This window comes from Pantoea piersonii, assembly GCF_003612015.1.
GTDB lineage: Bacteria > Pseudomonadota > Gammaproteobacteria > Enterobacterales > Enterobacteriaceae > Pantoea > Pantoea piersonii.
The window spans coordinates 84,296-100,076 of sequence record NZ_RARB01000002.1; the positions used below are offsets into that span (position 1 = coordinate 84,296).

Genomic DNA, 15,781 nt, shown 5'->3' on the forward strand with positions numbered 1-15,781 from the left:
CGTCACGCTTCCCCAAATGCTGTCAGTATACGCGGCAGGTTTTACTGGCGATACCCTTGCAGGAAACGGTCAAATTTACCGATCGCCATCTCCAGATCATCGACGCGCGGCAGCGTGACGATGCGTACGTGATCCGGCCACGGCCAGTTAAAGGCGGAGCCCTGAACCAGCAGCACTTTTTCCTGCAGCAGGAAGTCCAGCACCATTTTCTGGTCGTCGTGAATATTGAACTTTTTCGCGTCGATGCGCGGGAACATATAGAGCGCGCCGTTCGGCTTCACGCAGCTGACGCCGGGGATATCATTGATCAGCTCCCAGGCGCGCTGGCGCTGCTCATAGAGGCGGCCGCCCGGCGCGATAAATTCGCTGATGCTCTGATAGCCGCCCAGCGCGGTCTGGATCGCATGCTGCGCTGGCACGTTGGCGCACAGACGCATGGACGCCAGCATTTCCAGCCCTTCAATATAGCCTTTGGCGTGTTTCTTCGGCCCGTTAAGCACCATCCAGCCCTGACGGAAACCCGCCACGCGGTAAGTTTTAGAGAGGCCGTTAAAGGTGATGGTCAGCAGATCGGGCGCCAGCGCGGCGATCGAGTGGTGCTGCGCTTCGTCATACAGGATCTTATCGTAAATTTCGTCGGCGAAAATGATCAGGTTATGCTGGCGCGCGATCTCAACGATCTCCAGCAGCAGCTCTTTACTGTAAACCGCGCCGGTGGGATTGTTCGGGTTAATGATGACGATGCCGCGCGTGCGTGGCGTGATTTTACTGCGAATATCGTCAAGATCCGGGAACCAGTCTGAGGATTCGTCGCACAGATAGTGCACCGCTTTGCCGCTGGAGAGCGACACCGCCGCCGTCCAGAGCGGATAGTCGGGCGCGGGCACCAGCATCTCGTCGCCGCTGTTCAGCAGCGCCTGCATCGCCTGCACGATCAGCTCTGAAACGCCGTTGCCGATATAGATATCTTCAACCGTGACGTCGCGCATATCGCGCGCCTGGTAGTGCTGCATAATCGCTTTACGCGCGGAATAGAGGCCTTTTGAATCGCAGTAGCCCTGAGCGCTGGGCAGATTGCGGATCACATCGACCAGAATTTCGTCGGGCGCTTCGAAACCGAAAGGCGCAGGGTTGCCGATATTGAGCTTGAGGACTTTGTTGCCTTCTTCTTCGAGACGTTTGGCCTCTTTAAGTACCGGCCCGCGAATGTCGTAACAGACGTTTTCCAGCTTGCCGGATTTATCAATTTGAAAAGTCATTTTTAATCGCCTTTGTGGGCAGAATCCTTTTGCTGCCGCAGAAATCAAACCAGCACAATGTACTCTCCTCATAGCGACAAAAGAAGGGCAGCGGCAGGTTTTGGCGTCTTTGCCATCTTTTTACGGTAGCTATGGCGTAATGCATAATTTCTTTGCAATTAGCTGGTTACAAAAACTGATTTTTTGTTGCCGAGCGATATTTTTCTCTACGGAGCGGCCTTGTGGCTGTAAACAGCGCTGTCCGCTTTCTGAAGAAGTAATCAAGAAGTTTTACGCCGAATTAAAACCGCAAACGCAAGTAGATGAACAGGGAAATAGTTAAGCTATTTTACATAAATGCTTAAAAAAGCGTCCGGCCTGATCGACAGATAAGCCAACCCGGAAGCGATCGCGCCTGCCGGGGCGCGTTTATGGCTGAAAATAGCCGGAAAAGTTCCCTGTGCGAAAGGTCCATTGCTTACCCAATAAAAGGTATTTAAGGCCTATCTTCGCACTTTATCTCGCTTTTCAGAAACAGGGCGGTTAAAATTGAACAGCGATATGCCAGGATGGGCTTGAAATGCGATCTGGTCAAAAATTACGATGCTTTTCACAAAATCATTTCCATTTTGAACGTAAAAATGATTAAGTATAATTTATTATTTGTCGCATTTAGCCGCTACGCAATTCATAATCCGGTAGCTGGCTTTTTCCGTCCGCTGAAGGTACGGAACCCTAGACACCAACGCAGCTTCCTGCTTTGCGCTCCCGCGCTGTCGGTCCAGAAGTTGTTTCTGTCTACTTAACGCTGCCTTCCCGCTGTTTCGGGATGCGCGTTTGTCGGTATACGTCTGACACGAATTTCTTTGGCGGTCTAACACAGGGCCGGCAATGAGCATCATTACCGCTTATCTCTTTGATAAGTAGCGTAATAACACCAGGGTAGTAGTTTTTTAAAAATCTTATAAGTGAAGAAAACATGACTAATGCAAATCGTCCGATACTGAATCTCGACCTCGATCTGCTGAGAACGTTTGTTGCCGTTGCGGACCTGAACACCTTTGCGGCCGCCGCTGCCGCTGTGTGCCGAACCCAGTCAGCCGTCAGCCAGCAGATGCAACGTCTGGAGCAATTGGTAGGTAAAGAGCTGTTTGCCAGACATGGACGTAATAAATTATTAACTGAGCATGGTATTCAGCTTTTAGGCTACGCCAGGAAAATCCTGCGTTTCAACGACGAGGCCTGTACATCGCTGATGTACAGCAACATCCAGGGCGTACTGACCATCGGCGCTTCAGATGACACCTCTGACACCATCCTGCCGTTTCTGCTGAACCGCGTAACCTCGGTTTATCCGAAGCTGGCGATCGATGTCCGTGTAAAACGTAACCCCTTTATGATGGAGATGCTGAACCAGGGCGAAGTCGATCTGGTTGTGACGACCTCAAGTCCCGGCAGCTTTACTCATCAGGTGCTGCGTACGTCGCCCACGCTGTGGTACTGCGCGGCGGATTATATTTTTCAGCGCGGCGAAGCGATTCCTCTGGTACTGCTGGATGAACCCAGCCCGTACCGCGATATGGCGATCGATCACCTCAACGAGGCGGGCATTCCATGGCGTATCTCTTACGTCGCCTCTACGCTCGCTGCAGTCCGCGCCGCGGTGAAAGCGGGGCTGGGCGTCACTGCGCGTCCGGTGGAGATGATGAGTCCTGAACTGCGCGTAATGGGCGCGGCGGAAGGCCTGCCTGTGCTGCCGGATACGCAATATCTGCTGTGCCGCAATCCTGACAGCGATAACGAGCTGGCGCTGGCGATTTTCAACGCCATGCAGTCCACCAACGATCCCTACAATCTGAGTGCCAACCCGGACGGGACGCTGTTGCTCGATGATGAAGAGTAACCCGCAGACAACATTGCCGGTTTCTTTTTAATCTCGCGGTCAGTCAGGCAAACTGTAATAAAAAGCCCTTCGTTATGCTTACGCATCGAAGGGCTTTTTTTATTCATTTAAAACGAACGCGTACTACCGCTTCACCTGCTAGTCTCTCTTTAACCCCTCAACAAAACAAAACCACATTTCAGTCAAGTAAATAATGGAATTTCTGGTCTGAAAATTTGAAAGGCCTGTTCCGTATTTGCGCAACATATGCTGAAAAAAAGGACAAAAAGGCGGGTTTTGTGTCCTGGATCAAAAAATAACCCTGATAAGGGGAAGGAAAATTCGTTAAAGCCTGCCAGAATACGTCGGATAAATGCACGATCCATGCATTTGCATTCCAGCTATATTCTAAAAGCCCATACAGACTGAAGCGATTTAGCTGGCATCGCGCGCATCATATGTTAAAATTTTGATGCGCGTGTAAAATAATGTTTGGATACTTTTGTCAAAGTTGACAAAAGGTTATAGAAAGGAGTAAAAGACCCCATAAAATTGCTGCCTAATTGATAATGACAGCATAATTTATAAGGTTTTTTTCCTTCCCTTAAATCGATGTGGTGCGTTTGCTGCAAGTGACCTGCGCAGGATGCCATCGCCACTTTTGATGAGTAAGCAAAGAGTATGTCAACAGCCACCGAAGTCGTCGCTCACCACTGGGCGTTTATCATATTTGTCATTATCGCTTTCGGCCTTTGCGCCTTTATGCTTGCCGGAGGATGGCTCTTAGGCGGCCGCGCCCGCGCTCGCTATAAAGAGACGCCGTTCGAATCTGGTATCGAATCCGTTGGCGACACCCATATCCGCCTGTCGGCGAAGTTCTACCTCGTCGCCATGTTCTTCGTCATTTTCGACGTGGAAGCGCTCTTTTTATACGCATGGTCGACCTCTATCCGCGAAAGCGGCTGGGTCGGCTTTGTCGAAGCCGCAATTTTCATTTTGGTGCTCCTGGCGGGGCTGGTCTATCTGGTGCGTATCGGCGCGCTGGACTGGGCGCCTGCACGCCGTCGCGTGGTGGTCAAATCCAGCCCGATCGGTCACACCAACCCTCATAAGCAGTAAAAGCGAGGCAATCTGATGGACTATACGCTCACCCGCATAGACCCCAACGGTGGTGAGAACGACCGTTACCCTCTGCAAAAACAGGAGATCGTAACCGATCCCCTTGAGCAGCACGTTCATCGCAGCGTCTACATGGGCAAGCTCGAGCATGCCCTGCATGACATGGTGAACTGGGGCCGTAAGAATTCCCTGTGGCCCTATAACTTTGGTTTGTCCTGCTGCTATGTAGAGATGACCACCTCCTTTACCGCCGTGCACGACGTGGCGCGTTTTGGTGCGGAAGTTATGCGCGCCTCGCCGCGTCAGGCGGACTTTATGGTGATCGCCGGTACGCCCTTTACCAAAATGGCGCCGGTGATTCAGCGTTTGTACGACCAGATGCTGGAGCCGAAGTGGGTGATTTCGATGGGCGCTTGCGCTAACTCAGGCGGCATGTACGACATCTACTCCGTGGTGCAGGGCGTGGACAAGTTTCTGCCGGTCGATGTCTATATTCCGGGCTGCCCGCCGCGTCCTGAAGCCTATATGCAGGCGTTGCTGCTGCTGCGCGAGTCGATCGGTAAAGAGCGCCGTCCGCTGTCGTGGGTCGTTGGCGATCAGGGCGTTTATCGCGCCAATATGCAGTCGGAACGTGAAAGAAAACGCGGCGAGCGCATCGCCGTCACTAATCTTCGCACCCCTGACGAAGTGTAAGAACACCGTACATGGATGGATTCCACGGCCGCGGCAAAACATCACAATTTAATGCGCGGCCCCATCCTGACGCCTTCTTTTGAGTGCCTGGCGACAGGCCGGAATGGTGAGTAACGTATGACAGATTTAACCACGCACGATCTCGCTCAGCCTGCATGGCAAACCCGGGATCACCTGGATGACCCGGTGATCGGCGAGCTGCGTAACCGTTTTGGGCCGGATGCCTTTACCGTTCAGCCTACCCGCACGGGCCTTCCCGTGGTCTGGGTAAAGCGCGAGCAGCTGCTGGAGATCGTGACATTCCTGCGTAAACTGCCGAAACCTTACGTCATGCTCTATGACCTGCATGGCATGGATGAGCGTTTGCGTACCCACCGCGCCGGTCTGCCCGCCGCGGATTTTTCCGTTTTCTACCATTTTCTGTCGATCGAACGTAATCGCGACATCATGCTCAAGGTGGCGCTGTCGGAGAACGATCTGCATCTGCCGACGCTGACGAAAATCTTCCCGAACGCCAACTGGTACGAGCGCGAAACCTGGGAGATGTTCGGCGTAACCTTTGATGGCCACCCGCACCTGACGCGCATCATGATGCCGCAGACCTGGGAAGGGCATCCGCTGCGTAAAGATTATCCGGCGCGCGCCACAGAGTTCGACCCCTTTACGCTCACCAAACAGAAAGAAGATCTGGAGATGGAGGCGCTGACCTTCAAGCCAGAAGACTGGGGTATGAAGCGCAGCACCAACAGCGAGGACTTTATGTTCCTCAACCTGGGGCCGAACCACCCGTCGGCGCACGGTGCCTTCCGTATTATTCTGCAGCTGGACGGCGAAGAGATCGTCGACTGCGTGCCGGATATCGGCTATCACCACCGCGGCGCGGAGAAGATGGGTGAGCGCCAGTCATGGCACAGCTATATTCCCTATACCGATCGCGTGGAGTACCTCGGCGGCTGCGTAAACGAAATGCCTTACGTGCTGGCGGTGGAAAAACTCGCTGGCATCGTGGTGCCGGATCGCGTCAACGTTATTCGCGTCATGCTCTCTGAGCTGTTCCGCATTAACAGCCATCTGCTCTACATCTCGACCTTTATTCAGGACGTCGGCGCGATGACGCCGGTCTTCTTCGCCTTTACCGATCGCCAGAAGATTTATGACGTGGTTGAAGCCATTACCGGCTTCCGTATGCATCCGGCCTGGTTCCGCATCGGTGGCGTAGCGCACGATCTGCCGAAAGGCTGGGAGCGCCTGCTGCGCGAGTTCCTCGACTGGATGCCGAAGCGCCTGAAAGAGTATGACAAAGCGGCGCTGCGCAACAGCGTGCTGGTCGGCCGTTCAAAAGGCGTTGCCGCCTATAACATGGAAGAGGCGCTGGCCTGGGGCACCACCGGCGCCGCGCTGCGTGCCACCGGCCTGGATTTCGACGTGCGTAAATGGCGTCCCTATTCAGGTTATGAAAACTTCGACTTTGAAATTCCGGTTGGGGCGGGCATCAGCGATGCCTACACGCGCGTACAGCTGAAGATGGAAGAGATGTGGCAGTCGCTGCGTATTCTTGAGCAGTGCCTGAACAATATGCCGGAAGGTCCGTTCAAGGCGGATCACCCGCTGACCACACCGCCGCCAAAAGAGCGTACGCTGCAGCACATTGAAACGCTGATCACTCACTTCCTGCAGGTTTCATGGGGCCCGGTTATGCCGGCCAACGAATCGCTGCAGATGATTGAGGCGACCAAAGGGATCAACAGCTACTACCTGACCAGCGACGGCAGCACCATGAGCTATCGCACCCGCGTGCGCACGCCGAGCTTCCCGCACCTGCAGCAGATCCCGTCGGTGATCCGCGGTAGCCTGGTATCCGACCTGATCGTTTACCTCGGTAGTATCGATTTTGTTATGTCAGACGTGGACCGCTAATTATGCACGATCAAAAAATTGCCATTCATACGATCGACCCGAACGAGGTCTTCGTGCTGAGCGCGGAAGAGCATCACGCTATCGAGCACGAAAAACACCACTATGAAGATGCGCGCGCGGCGTCGATTGAGGCGCTGAAGATTGTGCAGAAGCAGCGCGGCTGGGTGCCGGACGGCGCCATCCACGCTATCGCCGAGGTGCTGGGCATTCCGGCGAGCGACGTCGAAGGCGTCGCCACCTTCTATAGCCAGATTTTCCGTCAGCCGGTCGGCCGTCACGTTATCCGCTATTGCGACAGCGTAGTGTGTCACATCACCGGCTATCAGGGCATTCAGGCGGCGCTGGAGCAGAATCTCAATATCAAGCCTGGCCAGACCACGGCGGACGGCCGGTTTACGCTGCTGCCGACCTGCTGTCTGGGCAACTGCGACAAAGGCCCGACCATGATGGTGGATGAAGATACGCACGTTCATCTGACGCCGGAAGGCATCGCCTCATTACTGGAGCAGTATCAATGACCATCAAACAGATCATTCGTACTGCGGAAACGCATCCGCTCACCTGGCGCATGCGCGATGACCAACAGCCGGTATGGTTCGAAGAATATCGCAGTAAAAACGGCTATGCGGGCGCGGAAAAAGCGCTGAACGGCATGGCGCCGGACGAAATTGTCGCGGCGGTGAAAGATTCGGGCCTGAAAGGGCGCGGCGGCGCAGGCTTCTCCACTGGTCTGAAGTGGAGCCTGATGCCGAAAGACGAATCCATGAACATCCGTTACCTGCTGTGTAACGCCGATGAGATGGAGCCGGGCACCTATAAAGACCGCCTGCTGATGGAGCAGATGCCGCACCAGCTGGTGGAAGGCATGCTGATCAGCGCCTTCGCGCTGAAAGCCTATCGCGGCTACATCTTCCTGCGCGGCGAGTATATCGAAGCGGCGGTGAATCTGCGTCGCGCCATCGCGGAAGCGACCGAAGCGGGCTTCCTCGGTAAAAACATTCTCGGCACCGGGTTCGACTTCGAGCTGATCGTACACACCGGCGCGGGCCGCTATATTTGCGGCGAAGAGACGGCGCTGATCAACTCGCTGGAAGGTCGTCGCGCCAACCCGCGTTCCAAGCCGCCGTTCCCGGCGAGTGCGGGCGTGTGGGGCAAGCCGACCTGCGTTAATAACGTGGAAACGCTCTCCAACGTACCGGCGATCCTGGCCAACGGCGTCGAGTGGTACAAAGGCCTGTCGAAAAGCGACGATGCCGGCACCAAAATGATGGGCTTCTCCGGTCGCGTAAAAAATCCAGGCGTATGGGAACTGCCGTTCGGCATTACCGCGCGTGAAATCCTGGAAGATTATGCAGGCGGCATGCGCGACGGTCTGCGCTTTAAAGCCTGGCAGCCGGGCGGCGCGGGTACTGACTTCCTAACCGAGCAGCATCTCGATCTGCCGATGGAGTTCGCCAGCATTGGTAAAGCAGGCAGCCGCCTCGGTACGGCGCTGGCGATGGCCGTTGACCACGAGATCAATATGGTGTCGCTGGTGCGCAACCTGGAAGAGTTCTTCGCGCGCGAATCGTGCGGCTGGTGTACGCCATGCCGCGACGGCCTGCCGTGGAGTGTGAAAATCCTGCGCGCGCTGGAGCAGGGCAAAGGGCAGCCGGGCGATATCGAAACCCTGCAGCAGCTTTGCCGCCAGCTTGGTCCAGGCAAAACTTTCTGCGCCCACGCGCCCGGCGCAGTGGAGCCGCTGCAGAGCGCCATTAAATATTTCCGTGAAGAGTTTGAAGCCGGCATTGCGCCGCAGGTCTTCGGCAATACGCGCGCAATTGGCGGTATTCAGCCTAACCTGCTGAAAGCACGCTGGTAATTCGCCGCAGCACACGGAACCGGCTCTGCGCCGCTGCCCCAAAACCGGGGCAAGAATATGATTAACGCTCGTCTCTGACGAGCCTTACGGAAGCATGTTCACTATGGCTACAATCCATGTAGACGGTAAAGAATATGATGTGAACGGAGCGGACAACCTGCTGCAGGCGTGTCTCTCTCTGGGCCTTGATATTCCTTATTTTTGCTGGCATCCGGCGCTGGGAAGCGTTGGGGCTTGCCGCCAGTGTGCGGTGAAGCAATTCCAGAATGCCGAAGATACCCGCGGCCGTCTCGTCATGTCCTGCATGACGCCGGCCTCCGACGGCACCTTTATCTCTATTGACGACGGCGAAGCGAAAGAGTTTCGCGAAAGCGTGGTGGAGTGGCTGATGACCAACCACCCGCACGACTGTCCGGTCTGCGAAGAGGGCGGCAACTGTCACCTGCAGGATATGACGGTGATGACCGGCCACAGCTTCCGCCGCTACCGCTTTACGAAACGTACCCACCAGAATCAGGATCTCGGCCCGTTCATCTCTCATGAAATGAACCGCTGTATCGCCTGCTACCGCTGCGTGCGTTACTACAAAGATTATGCCGACGGCAAAGATCTGGGCGTTTACGGTGCGCACGATAACGTCTACTTCGGCCGTCCGGAGGAGGGCACGCTGGAGAGCGAATTCTCCGGCAACCTGGTGGAGATCTGCCCGACCGGCGTCTTCACCGACAAAACGCACTCCGAGCGATATAACCGTAAATGGGATATGCAGTTCGCGCCGAGCATCTGCCAGCAGTGCAGCGTCGGCTGTAACACCAGTCCCGGCGAGCGCTATGGCGAACTGCGCCGTATCGAAAACCGCTACAACGGTACGGTAAACCACTACTTCCTGTGCGACCGCGGCCGTTTCGGCTACGGCTACGTCAACCGTAAAGATCGTCCTCGTCATCCTGCGCTGCTGCGCGGCAACGACTGGGTCACGCTGAATGCGGAGCAGGCGGTTAACGCGGCGGCTGACGTCCTGCGTCAGGCGAAGCGCGTTATCGGCATCGGCTCCCCGCGCGCCAGCGTAGAGAGCAACTTTGCGCTGCGTGAACTGGTGGGTGCGGAAAACTTCTCTACCGGCATGCCGGCGGGGGAGCAGGCGCGTCTGGAACTGATGCTTAAAATCCTGCGCGAAAGCGGCATCTATACGCCGTCCCTGCGCGAAATGGAAAGCTATGACGCTGTGCTGGTGCTGGGCGAAGATCTGACCCAGGTCGGCGCGCGCGTGGCGCTCTCTGTGCGTCAGGCGGTAAAAGGCAAAGCGCGCGAAATGGCCGCGGCGCAGAAAGTCGCCGACTGGCAGATCGCCGCCATTCTTAATATCGGTCAGCACGCTAAACATCCGCTGTTCGTCACTAACGTCGACGAAACCCGCCTTGATGATATCGCCGCGTGGAGCTATCGCGCGCCGGTGGAAGATCAGGCGCGTCTCGGCTTCGCCATCGCCAGCGCGCTGGATGAAAGTGCGCCGGTAGTCAGCGATTTCGACAGCAGCCTTAGCGGCAAGCTGGACGTCGTGGTGCAGGCGCTGGCCGGTGCGAAAAAACCGCTGATTATCTCCGGTACCCACTCGGGCAGCACGGCGATGATCGAAGCGGCGGCGAACGTCGCTAAAGCGCTGAAGGCGCGCGGCGCCGAGGTCGGCATTACGCTGCTGGCCGGTGCGGCAAACAGCATGGGTCTGGGCCTGATGGGCGGCAACACGCTCGACAGCGCGCTGGAACAGCTGAGCAGCGGCGAAGCGGATACGGTGGTGGTGCTGGAGAACGATCTCTATCGTCATGCGCCGAAAGCGCAGGTAGATGCCGCGCTGGCTAACGCCACGAATGTAATTGTGGTCGATCATCAGCGCACCGCGACGCTGGAGAAAGCGGGCCTGGTGCTCTCTACCGCCAGCTTCGCCGAAAGCGACGGCACCTCGATCAACCATGAAGGCCGCGCGCAACGCTTCTTCCAGGTTTACGATCCGGCTTACTACGACAACAGCATCGTGATGCTGGAGAGCTGGCGCTGGCTGCACTCGCTGCACAGCACGCTGGAAAGCCGCCATCCCGACTGGACGCAGCTTGATCACGTCATCGACGCCGTGGTGGCGAAGCTGCCGCAGCTGAAAGGCATTAAAGAAGCCGCGCCGGACGCCAGCTTCCGCATTCGCGGACAAAAACTGGCCCGCTCGCCAAACCGCTCCAGCGGACGTACCGCCGCGCGCGCCAATATCAGCGTGCACGAGCCGCGTCAGCCGCAGGATCGGGACAGCATGTTTGCCTTCTCGATGGAAGGCAACAACCAGCCGAGCGCGCCGCGTTCGCAAATCCCCTTCGCCTGGGCGCCAGGCTGGAACTCCCCGCAGGCGTGGAACAAGTTCCAGGCCGAAGTGGGCGGCAAGCTGCGCAACGGCGATCCCGGCGTGCGTCTGTTCGAAGCAGGCGATGCGTCGCTGCCGTGGTTCACTGAGGTCCCGACCGCGTTTGTTGGCGGCGAGCAGTGGCGCGTCGCGCCTTACTACCAGCTGTTCGGTAGCGAAGAGATGACCCAGCGTTCGGCGGTGTTCCAGAAACGTATGCCGCAACCGATGCTGGTGATCAATCAGAGCGATGCGGCGAAGCTGGGCGTGAATGAAGGCACGGCCGTTGAGTTCACCTGTTCAGGCGAGACCCTGCGTCTGCCGGTTCGCTTCTCCAGCGCGCTGCAGCCGGGTCAGATAGGCCTGCCGCTGGGTATGCCGGGCGTTCCGCCGTTCCTGGCGGGCGCGCACATTGACAAACTGCAGGAGGCGGCGCAATGAGCTGGTTAACACCGGACGTTATCGACATCATTCTGACCGTGGTGAAGGCGATCGTCATTCTGCTGGTCGTAGTGGCGTGCGGCGCGTTTATGAGCTTCGCCGAACGCCGCCTGCTCGGTCTGTGGCAGAACCGCTACGGGCCGAACCGCGTGGGCTGGGGCGGTTCGCTGCAGCTCGCTGCGGATATGATCAAGATGTTCTTTAAAGAGGACTGGGTTCCACCCTTTACCGACCGCTTTATCTTTACGCTTGCGCCGGTCATTGCGTTCGTCTCCCTGCTGCTGGCGTTCGCCATTGTGCCGGTGTCGCCGAGCTGGATGGTGACTGACCTTAACATCGGGCTGCTTTTCTTCCTGATGATGGCGGGTCTGGCGGTTTACGCGGTGCTGTTCGCCGGCTGGTCGAGCAATAACAAATACTCGCTGTTGGGCGCGATGCGTGCTTCCGCGCAGACGCTGAGCTACGAAGTGTTTCTCGGTCTGTCGCTGATGGGCGTGGTGGCGCAGGCGGGCTCGTTCAATATGACCGCTATCGTTGAAAGCCAGGCGCATCTGTGGAACATCATTCCGCAGTTCTTCGGCTTCCTGACCTTCTGTATCGCGGGCGTGGCGGTGTGTCACCGTCACCCGTTCGACCAACCGGAAGCGGAGCAGGAGCTGGCGGACGGTTACCATATCGAATATGCCGGGATGAAGTTCGGTCTGTTCTTCGTGGGCGAGTATGTGGCTATCACCACCGTATCAGCGCTGATCGTGACGCTGTTCTTCGGCGGCTGGCAAGGCCCGTTCCTGCCGCCGTTCATTTGGTTCGCCCTGAAGACGGCGTTCTTTATGGTGATGTTTATCCTGATTCGTGCTGCGCTTCCGCGTCCACGCTATGACCAGGTGCTGTCGTTCGGCTGGAAAGTCTGTCTGCCGTTGACGCTGTTGAACCTGCTGGCGACCGCCGCAGTGATTCTGTACAACGCGCAGTAAGAGGTGTTGAGATGACTTTAAAAGATATTGTCGTTGGCTTCGGCACGACAGTGCGCAGTATCTGGATGATAGGCATGCATGCCTTCGCCAAACGCGAAACTCAGATGTATCCGGAGGAGCCGGTCTATCTGCCGCCGCGCTATCGCGGTCGTATCGTGCTGACGCGCGATCCCGACGGCGAAGAGCGCTGCGTAGCCTGTAACCTCTGTGCGGTGGCCTGTCCGGTCAGCTGTATTTCGCTGCAGAAAGCAGAGACCAAAGATGGCCGCTGGTACCCGGAATTTTTCCGCATCAACTTCTCGCGCTGCATTTTCTGCGGGATGTGCGAAGAGGCCTGTCCGACTACCGCGATCCAGCTGACGCCCGATTTCGAACTGGGCGAGTTCAAGCGCCAGGATCTGGTGTATGAAAAAGAAGATCTGCTGATCTCCGGTCCGGGCAAATATCCCGAGTACAACTTCTACCGCATGGCAGGTATGGCGATCGAAGGGAAAGATAAGGGCGACGCCGAAAACGAAGCCAAACCCATCGACGTCAAAGGTTTGTTACCTTAAGGAGCCCGGCATGGAAATTGCGTTTTATCTTTGCGGTCTGGTGGCGGTGCTGACGACGCTGCGCGTCATCACCCACACCAATCCGGTGCATGCGCTGCTGTATCTGATCGTGTCGCTGCTCTCCGTCGCAGGCGTTTTCTTCTCGCTCGGTGCCTATTTCGCCGGCGCGCTGGAGATCATCGTCTACGCCGGCGCCATTATGGTGCTGTTCGTCTTCGTGGTGATGATGCTCAATATGGGCAACGCCACGATGAAGCAGGAGCGCGACTGGCTGCAGCCTTCGCTGTGGATTGGTCCTGGCATCGTTTCGCTATTGCTGTTGGTGGTCATGGTTTATGCCATTCTGACCGCTAACGATCAGGGCATCGATGGCACGGTTATCGACGCCAAAGCGGTAGGCATCAGCCTGTTCGGCCCTTACGTCCTGGCGGTGGAACTCGCCTCAATGCTGCTGCTGGCGGGTCTGGTAGTGGCGTTCCACGTCGGACGCGAAGAGCGTCAGGGCGAAGTGGTGAGCAATCGTGACGCCAATAAGGAGGAGCACGCATGATCCCGTTACAACACGGCTTAATTCTGGCCGCCGTGCTGTTTGTCCTTGGACTGACATCACTGGTGCTGCGTCGCAACCTGCTGTTCATGCTGATCGGCCTCGAGATTATGATCAACGCGGCCGCGCTGGCGCTCGTTGTGGCGGGCAGCTACTGGGGACAGGCGGATGGACAGGTGATGTATATCCTGGCGATCAGCCTTGCGGCGGCGGAAGCCAGCATCGGCCTGGCGCTGCTGCTCCAGCTCTATCGTCGTCGTCTGACGCTGAACATTGATACTGTGAGCGAGATGCGCGGATGAATCTTCTCTATTTAACAATCCTGTTTCCGCTGATCGGCTTCTTGCTGTTGGCGTTTTCCCGTGGTCGCTGGTCGGAGAACCTGTCGGCTGCGATCGGCATGGGCTCGGTGGGCCTGGCGGCGCTGGTGACGCTCTATGTCGGCATTGACTTCTTTGCTAATGGTCAGCAGCCCTTTACTCAGGCGCTCTGGACCTGGATGCAGGTCGGTAATTTCGACATTAAGGTCAACCTGACGCTGGACGGACTTTCGCTCACCATGCTCTCTGTGGTGACTGGCGTCGGCTTCCTGATCCATATGTTCGCTTCCTGGTATATGCGCGGCGAAGAGGGCTACTCCCGCTTTTTCGCCTATACCAACCTGTTTATCGCGAGCATGGTGGTGCTGGTACTGGCCGATAACCTGATGCTGATGTATCTCGGCTGGGAAGGGGTAGGGCTCTGCTCATACCTGCTGATCGGCTTCTACTACAGCAATCCAGAAAACGGCAAAGCGGCGATGAAAGCCTTTATCATCACCCGCGTCGGCGACGTCTTTCTCGCTTTTGCACTGTTCATCCTCTACAACGAACTGGGTACGCTCAACTTCCGCGAAATGATGGAACTGGCGCCGCAGCACTTCGCGGCGGATAACCATATGCTGCAGTGGGCGACGCTGATGCTGCTGGGCGGCGCGGTAGGTAAATCCGCGCAGCTGCCGCTGCAGACCTGGCTGGCAGACGCGATGGCCGGTCCGACTCCGGTATCGGCGCTGATCCACGCCGCAACCATGGTAACGGCAGGCGTCTACCTTATCGCCCGCAGCCACGGCCTGTTCCTGCTGACGCCGGAAGTCCTGCATCTGGTTGGTATCGTCGGCGCGATTACGCTGGTGCTGGCGGGCTTCGCCGCGCTGGTACAGACCGATATCAAGCGCGTGCTGGCCTACTCGACCATGAGCCAGATCGGCTACATGTTCCTGGCGCTCGGCGTACAGGCGTGGGACGCGGCGATTTTCCATCTGATGACGCACGCGTTCTTTAAAGCGCTGCTGTTCCTCTCATCGGGTTCAGTGATCCTTGCCTGCCATCACGAGCAGAACATCTTTAAAATGGGTGGCCTGCGTAAGAGCATCCCGCTGGTCTATGTCTGCTTCCTGGTGGGCGGTGCCGCGCTGGCTGCGCTACCGCTGATTACGGCAGGCTTCTACAGTAAAGATGAAATTCTGTTCGGCGCGCTGGCGAACGGCCACATCAATCTGATGGTGGCTGGCCTGGTAGGGGCTTTCCTGACCTCAATCTACACCTTCCGCATGATCTTCATCGTGTTCCACGGCGAAGAGAAGATCCACGCGCATGCGGGTAAAGGTATCACTCATCATCTGCCGCTGATCGTGCTGCTGGTACTGTCGACCTTCGTCGGCGCGCTGATTACCCCGCCGCTGGCTGGCGTACTGCCGCAGGGTGAAGCGGGCGAAGCGGGCAAGGTCGGACTGGAGATCGCCTCTGGCGTGGTCGCCGTGGTGGGCATCCTGATCGCTGCTGCGCTCTGGCTGGGCAAACGCCAGCTGGTCAGCCGCGTCGCCAACAGCGCCCCGGGCCGTTTCTTCGGCACCTGGTGGTTCGCCGCATGGGGCTTCGACTGGCTGTATGACAAAGTGTTCGTCAAACCTTATCTCGGTATCGCCTGGCTGTTGCAGCGCGATCCGCTGAATGCGGTGATGAACCTGCCCGCGCTGGTGTCGCGTATCGCCAATAAAGGTCTGGTGGTCAGCGAAAACGGTTATCTGCGCTGGTATGTCGCCTCAATGGGCGTGGGCGCCGTGGTGGTGCTGGCGCTGATGCTGGTGGTTTAAAAGATGAGCGGGATGAAAGATTTTCATCTCATCGG

General features: G+C 57.1%; 13 protein-coding genes. 12 read left to right on the plus strand and 1 reads right to left on the minus strand.

Annotated elements, in window-relative coordinates; genetic code table 11:
• Positions 1-41: 41 nt before the first annotated feature.
• On the minus strand, positions 42-1,259 hold the full coding sequence (locus D7S44_RS06240; protein WP_120453076.1) for a pyridoxal phosphate-dependent aminotransferase: 1,218 nt from the start codon (positions 1,257-1,259) through the stop codon (positions 42-44).
• Between the two features lie 958 nt (positions 1,260-2,217).
• Here D7S44_RS06240 and lrhA point away from each other — a divergent pair.
• The 12 genes from lrhA (at position 2,218) to nuoL (ending at position 15,746) form a co-directional block, all read left to right on the plus strand.
• Positions 2,218-3,141, plus strand: a complete 924-nt coding sequence (lrhA, locus tag D7S44_RS06245; protein ID WP_033791641.1) for a transcriptional regulator LrhA — start codon at positions 2,218-2,220, stop codon at positions 3,139-3,141.
• A gap of 660 nt (positions 3,142-3,801) precedes the next feature.
• A complete protein-coding gene (locus D7S44_RS06250) occupies positions 3,802-4,239 on the plus strand; it encodes an NADH-quinone oxidoreductase subunit A (protein ID WP_120453078.1) in 438 nt (145 codons plus the stop codon).
• 15 nt (positions 4,240-4,254) lie between these two features.
• A complete protein-coding gene (locus D7S44_RS06255) occupies positions 4,255-4,932 on the plus strand; it encodes a NuoB/complex I 20 kDa subunit family protein (RefSeq protein WP_120453080.1) in 678 nt (225 codons plus the stop codon).
• Positions 4,933-5,049: 117 nt separating this feature from the next.
• Positions 5,050-6,849 carry an NADH-quinone oxidoreductase subunit C/D gene (gene nuoC / locus D7S44_RS06260; protein WP_120453082.1) on the plus strand — a complete coding sequence of 600 codons (1,800 nt, stop codon included), beginning with the start codon at positions 5,050-5,052 and terminating at the stop codon, positions 6,847-6,849.
• 2 nt (positions 6,850-6,851) lie between these two features.
• Positions 6,852-7,367, plus strand: coding sequence for an NADH-quinone oxidoreductase subunit NuoE (nuoE, locus tag D7S44_RS06265; protein ID WP_120453084.1), 516 nt, complete (start codon positions 6,852-6,854; stop codon positions 7,365-7,367).
• Between the two features lie 2 nt (positions 7,368-7,369).
• Positions 7,370-8,710: an NADH-quinone oxidoreductase subunit NuoF gene (nuoF, locus tag D7S44_RS06270; protein WP_179256397.1), complete on the plus strand. Its 1,341-nt coding sequence runs from the start codon at positions 7,370-7,372 to the stop codon at positions 8,708-8,710.
• Between the two features lie 103 nt (positions 8,711-8,813).
• Positions 8,814-11,537 (plus strand): NADH-quinone oxidoreductase subunit NuoG, encoded by a 2,724-nt coding sequence (nuoG, locus tag D7S44_RS06275; RefSeq protein ID WP_120453088.1) that lies wholly within the window; start codon positions 8,814-8,816, stop codon positions 11,535-11,537.
• Positions 11,534-12,511, plus strand: a complete 978-nt coding sequence (gene nuoH, locus D7S44_RS06280; protein ID WP_033750471.1) for an NADH-quinone oxidoreductase subunit NuoH — start codon at positions 11,534-11,536, stop codon at positions 12,509-12,511. Before nuoG ends, nuoH begins: the two co-directional genes overlap by 4 nt.
• Positions 12,512-12,522: 11 nt before the next feature.
• Positions 12,523-13,065 carry an NADH-quinone oxidoreductase subunit NuoI gene (nuoI, locus tag D7S44_RS06285; protein ID WP_120453090.1) on the plus strand — a complete coding sequence of 181 codons (543 nt, stop codon included), beginning with the start codon at positions 12,523-12,525 and terminating at the stop codon, positions 13,063-13,065.
• Positions 13,066-13,075: 10 nt separating this feature from the next.
• A complete protein-coding gene (gene nuoJ / locus D7S44_RS06290) occupies positions 13,076-13,615 on the plus strand; it encodes an NADH-quinone oxidoreductase subunit J (RefSeq protein ID WP_120453092.1) in 540 nt (179 codons plus the stop codon).
• Positions 13,612-13,914, plus strand: a complete 303-nt coding sequence (gene nuoK, locus D7S44_RS06295; RefSeq protein WP_120453094.1) for an NADH-quinone oxidoreductase subunit NuoK — start codon at positions 13,612-13,614, stop codon at positions 13,912-13,914. Before nuoJ ends, nuoK begins: the two co-directional genes overlap by 4 nt.
• Positions 13,911-15,746, plus strand: a complete 1,836-nt coding sequence (gene nuoL / locus D7S44_RS06300; RefSeq protein ID WP_120453096.1) for an NADH-quinone oxidoreductase subunit L — start codon at positions 13,911-13,913, stop codon at positions 15,744-15,746. The genes nuoK and nuoL overlap by 4 nt, the downstream gene beginning before the upstream one ends.
• The last annotated feature ends 35 nt before the right edge of the window (positions 15,747-15,781 follow it).

What these genes read in the sequence shown, in the direction of transcription:
- nuoH (WP_033750471.1), top strand. Translation starts at nt 11,534, where the DNA reads ATGAGCTGGTTAACACCGGACGTTATCGACATCATTCTGACCGTGGTG.
- nuoI (WP_120453090.1), top strand. Translation starts at nt 12,523, where the DNA reads ATGACTTTAAAAGATATTGTCGTTGGCTTCGGCACGACAGTGCGCAGT.
- nuoK (WP_120453094.1), top strand. Translation starts at nt 13,612, where the DNA reads ATGATCCCGTTACAACACGGCTTAATTCTGGCCGCCGTGCTGTTTGTC.
- nuoC (WP_120453082.1), top strand. Translation starts at nt 5,050, where the DNA reads ATGACAGATTTAACCACGCACGATCTCGCTCAGCCTGCATGGCAAACC.
- D7S44_RS06240 (WP_120453076.1), bottom strand. Translation starts at nt 1,259, where the DNA reads ATGACTTTTCAAATTGATAAATCCGGCAAGCTGGAAAACGTCTGTTAC.
- nuoJ (WP_120453092.1), top strand. Translation starts at nt 13,076, where the DNA reads ATGGAAATTGCGTTTTATCTTTGCGGTCTGGTGGCGGTGCTGACGACG.
- D7S44_RS06250 (WP_120453078.1), top strand. Translation starts at nt 3,802, where the DNA reads ATGTCAACAGCCACCGAAGTCGTCGCTCACCACTGGGCGTTTATCATA.
- nuoE (WP_120453084.1), top strand. Translation starts at nt 6,852, where the DNA reads ATGCACGATCAAAAAATTGCCATTCATACGATCGACCCGAACGAGGTC.
- nuoG (WP_120453088.1), top strand. Translation starts at nt 8,814, where the DNA reads ATGGCTACAATCCATGTAGACGGTAAAGAATATGATGTGAACGGAGCG.
- D7S44_RS06255 (WP_120453080.1), top strand. Translation starts at nt 4,255, where the DNA reads ATGGACTATACGCTCACCCGCATAGACCCCAACGGTGGTGAGAACGAC.
- nuoL (WP_120453096.1), top strand. Translation starts at nt 13,911, where the DNA reads ATGAATCTTCTCTATTTAACAATCCTGTTTCCGCTGATCGGCTTCTTG.
- lrhA (WP_033791641.1), top strand. Translation starts at nt 2,218, where the DNA reads ATGACTAATGCAAATCGTCCGATACTGAATCTCGACCTCGATCTGCTG.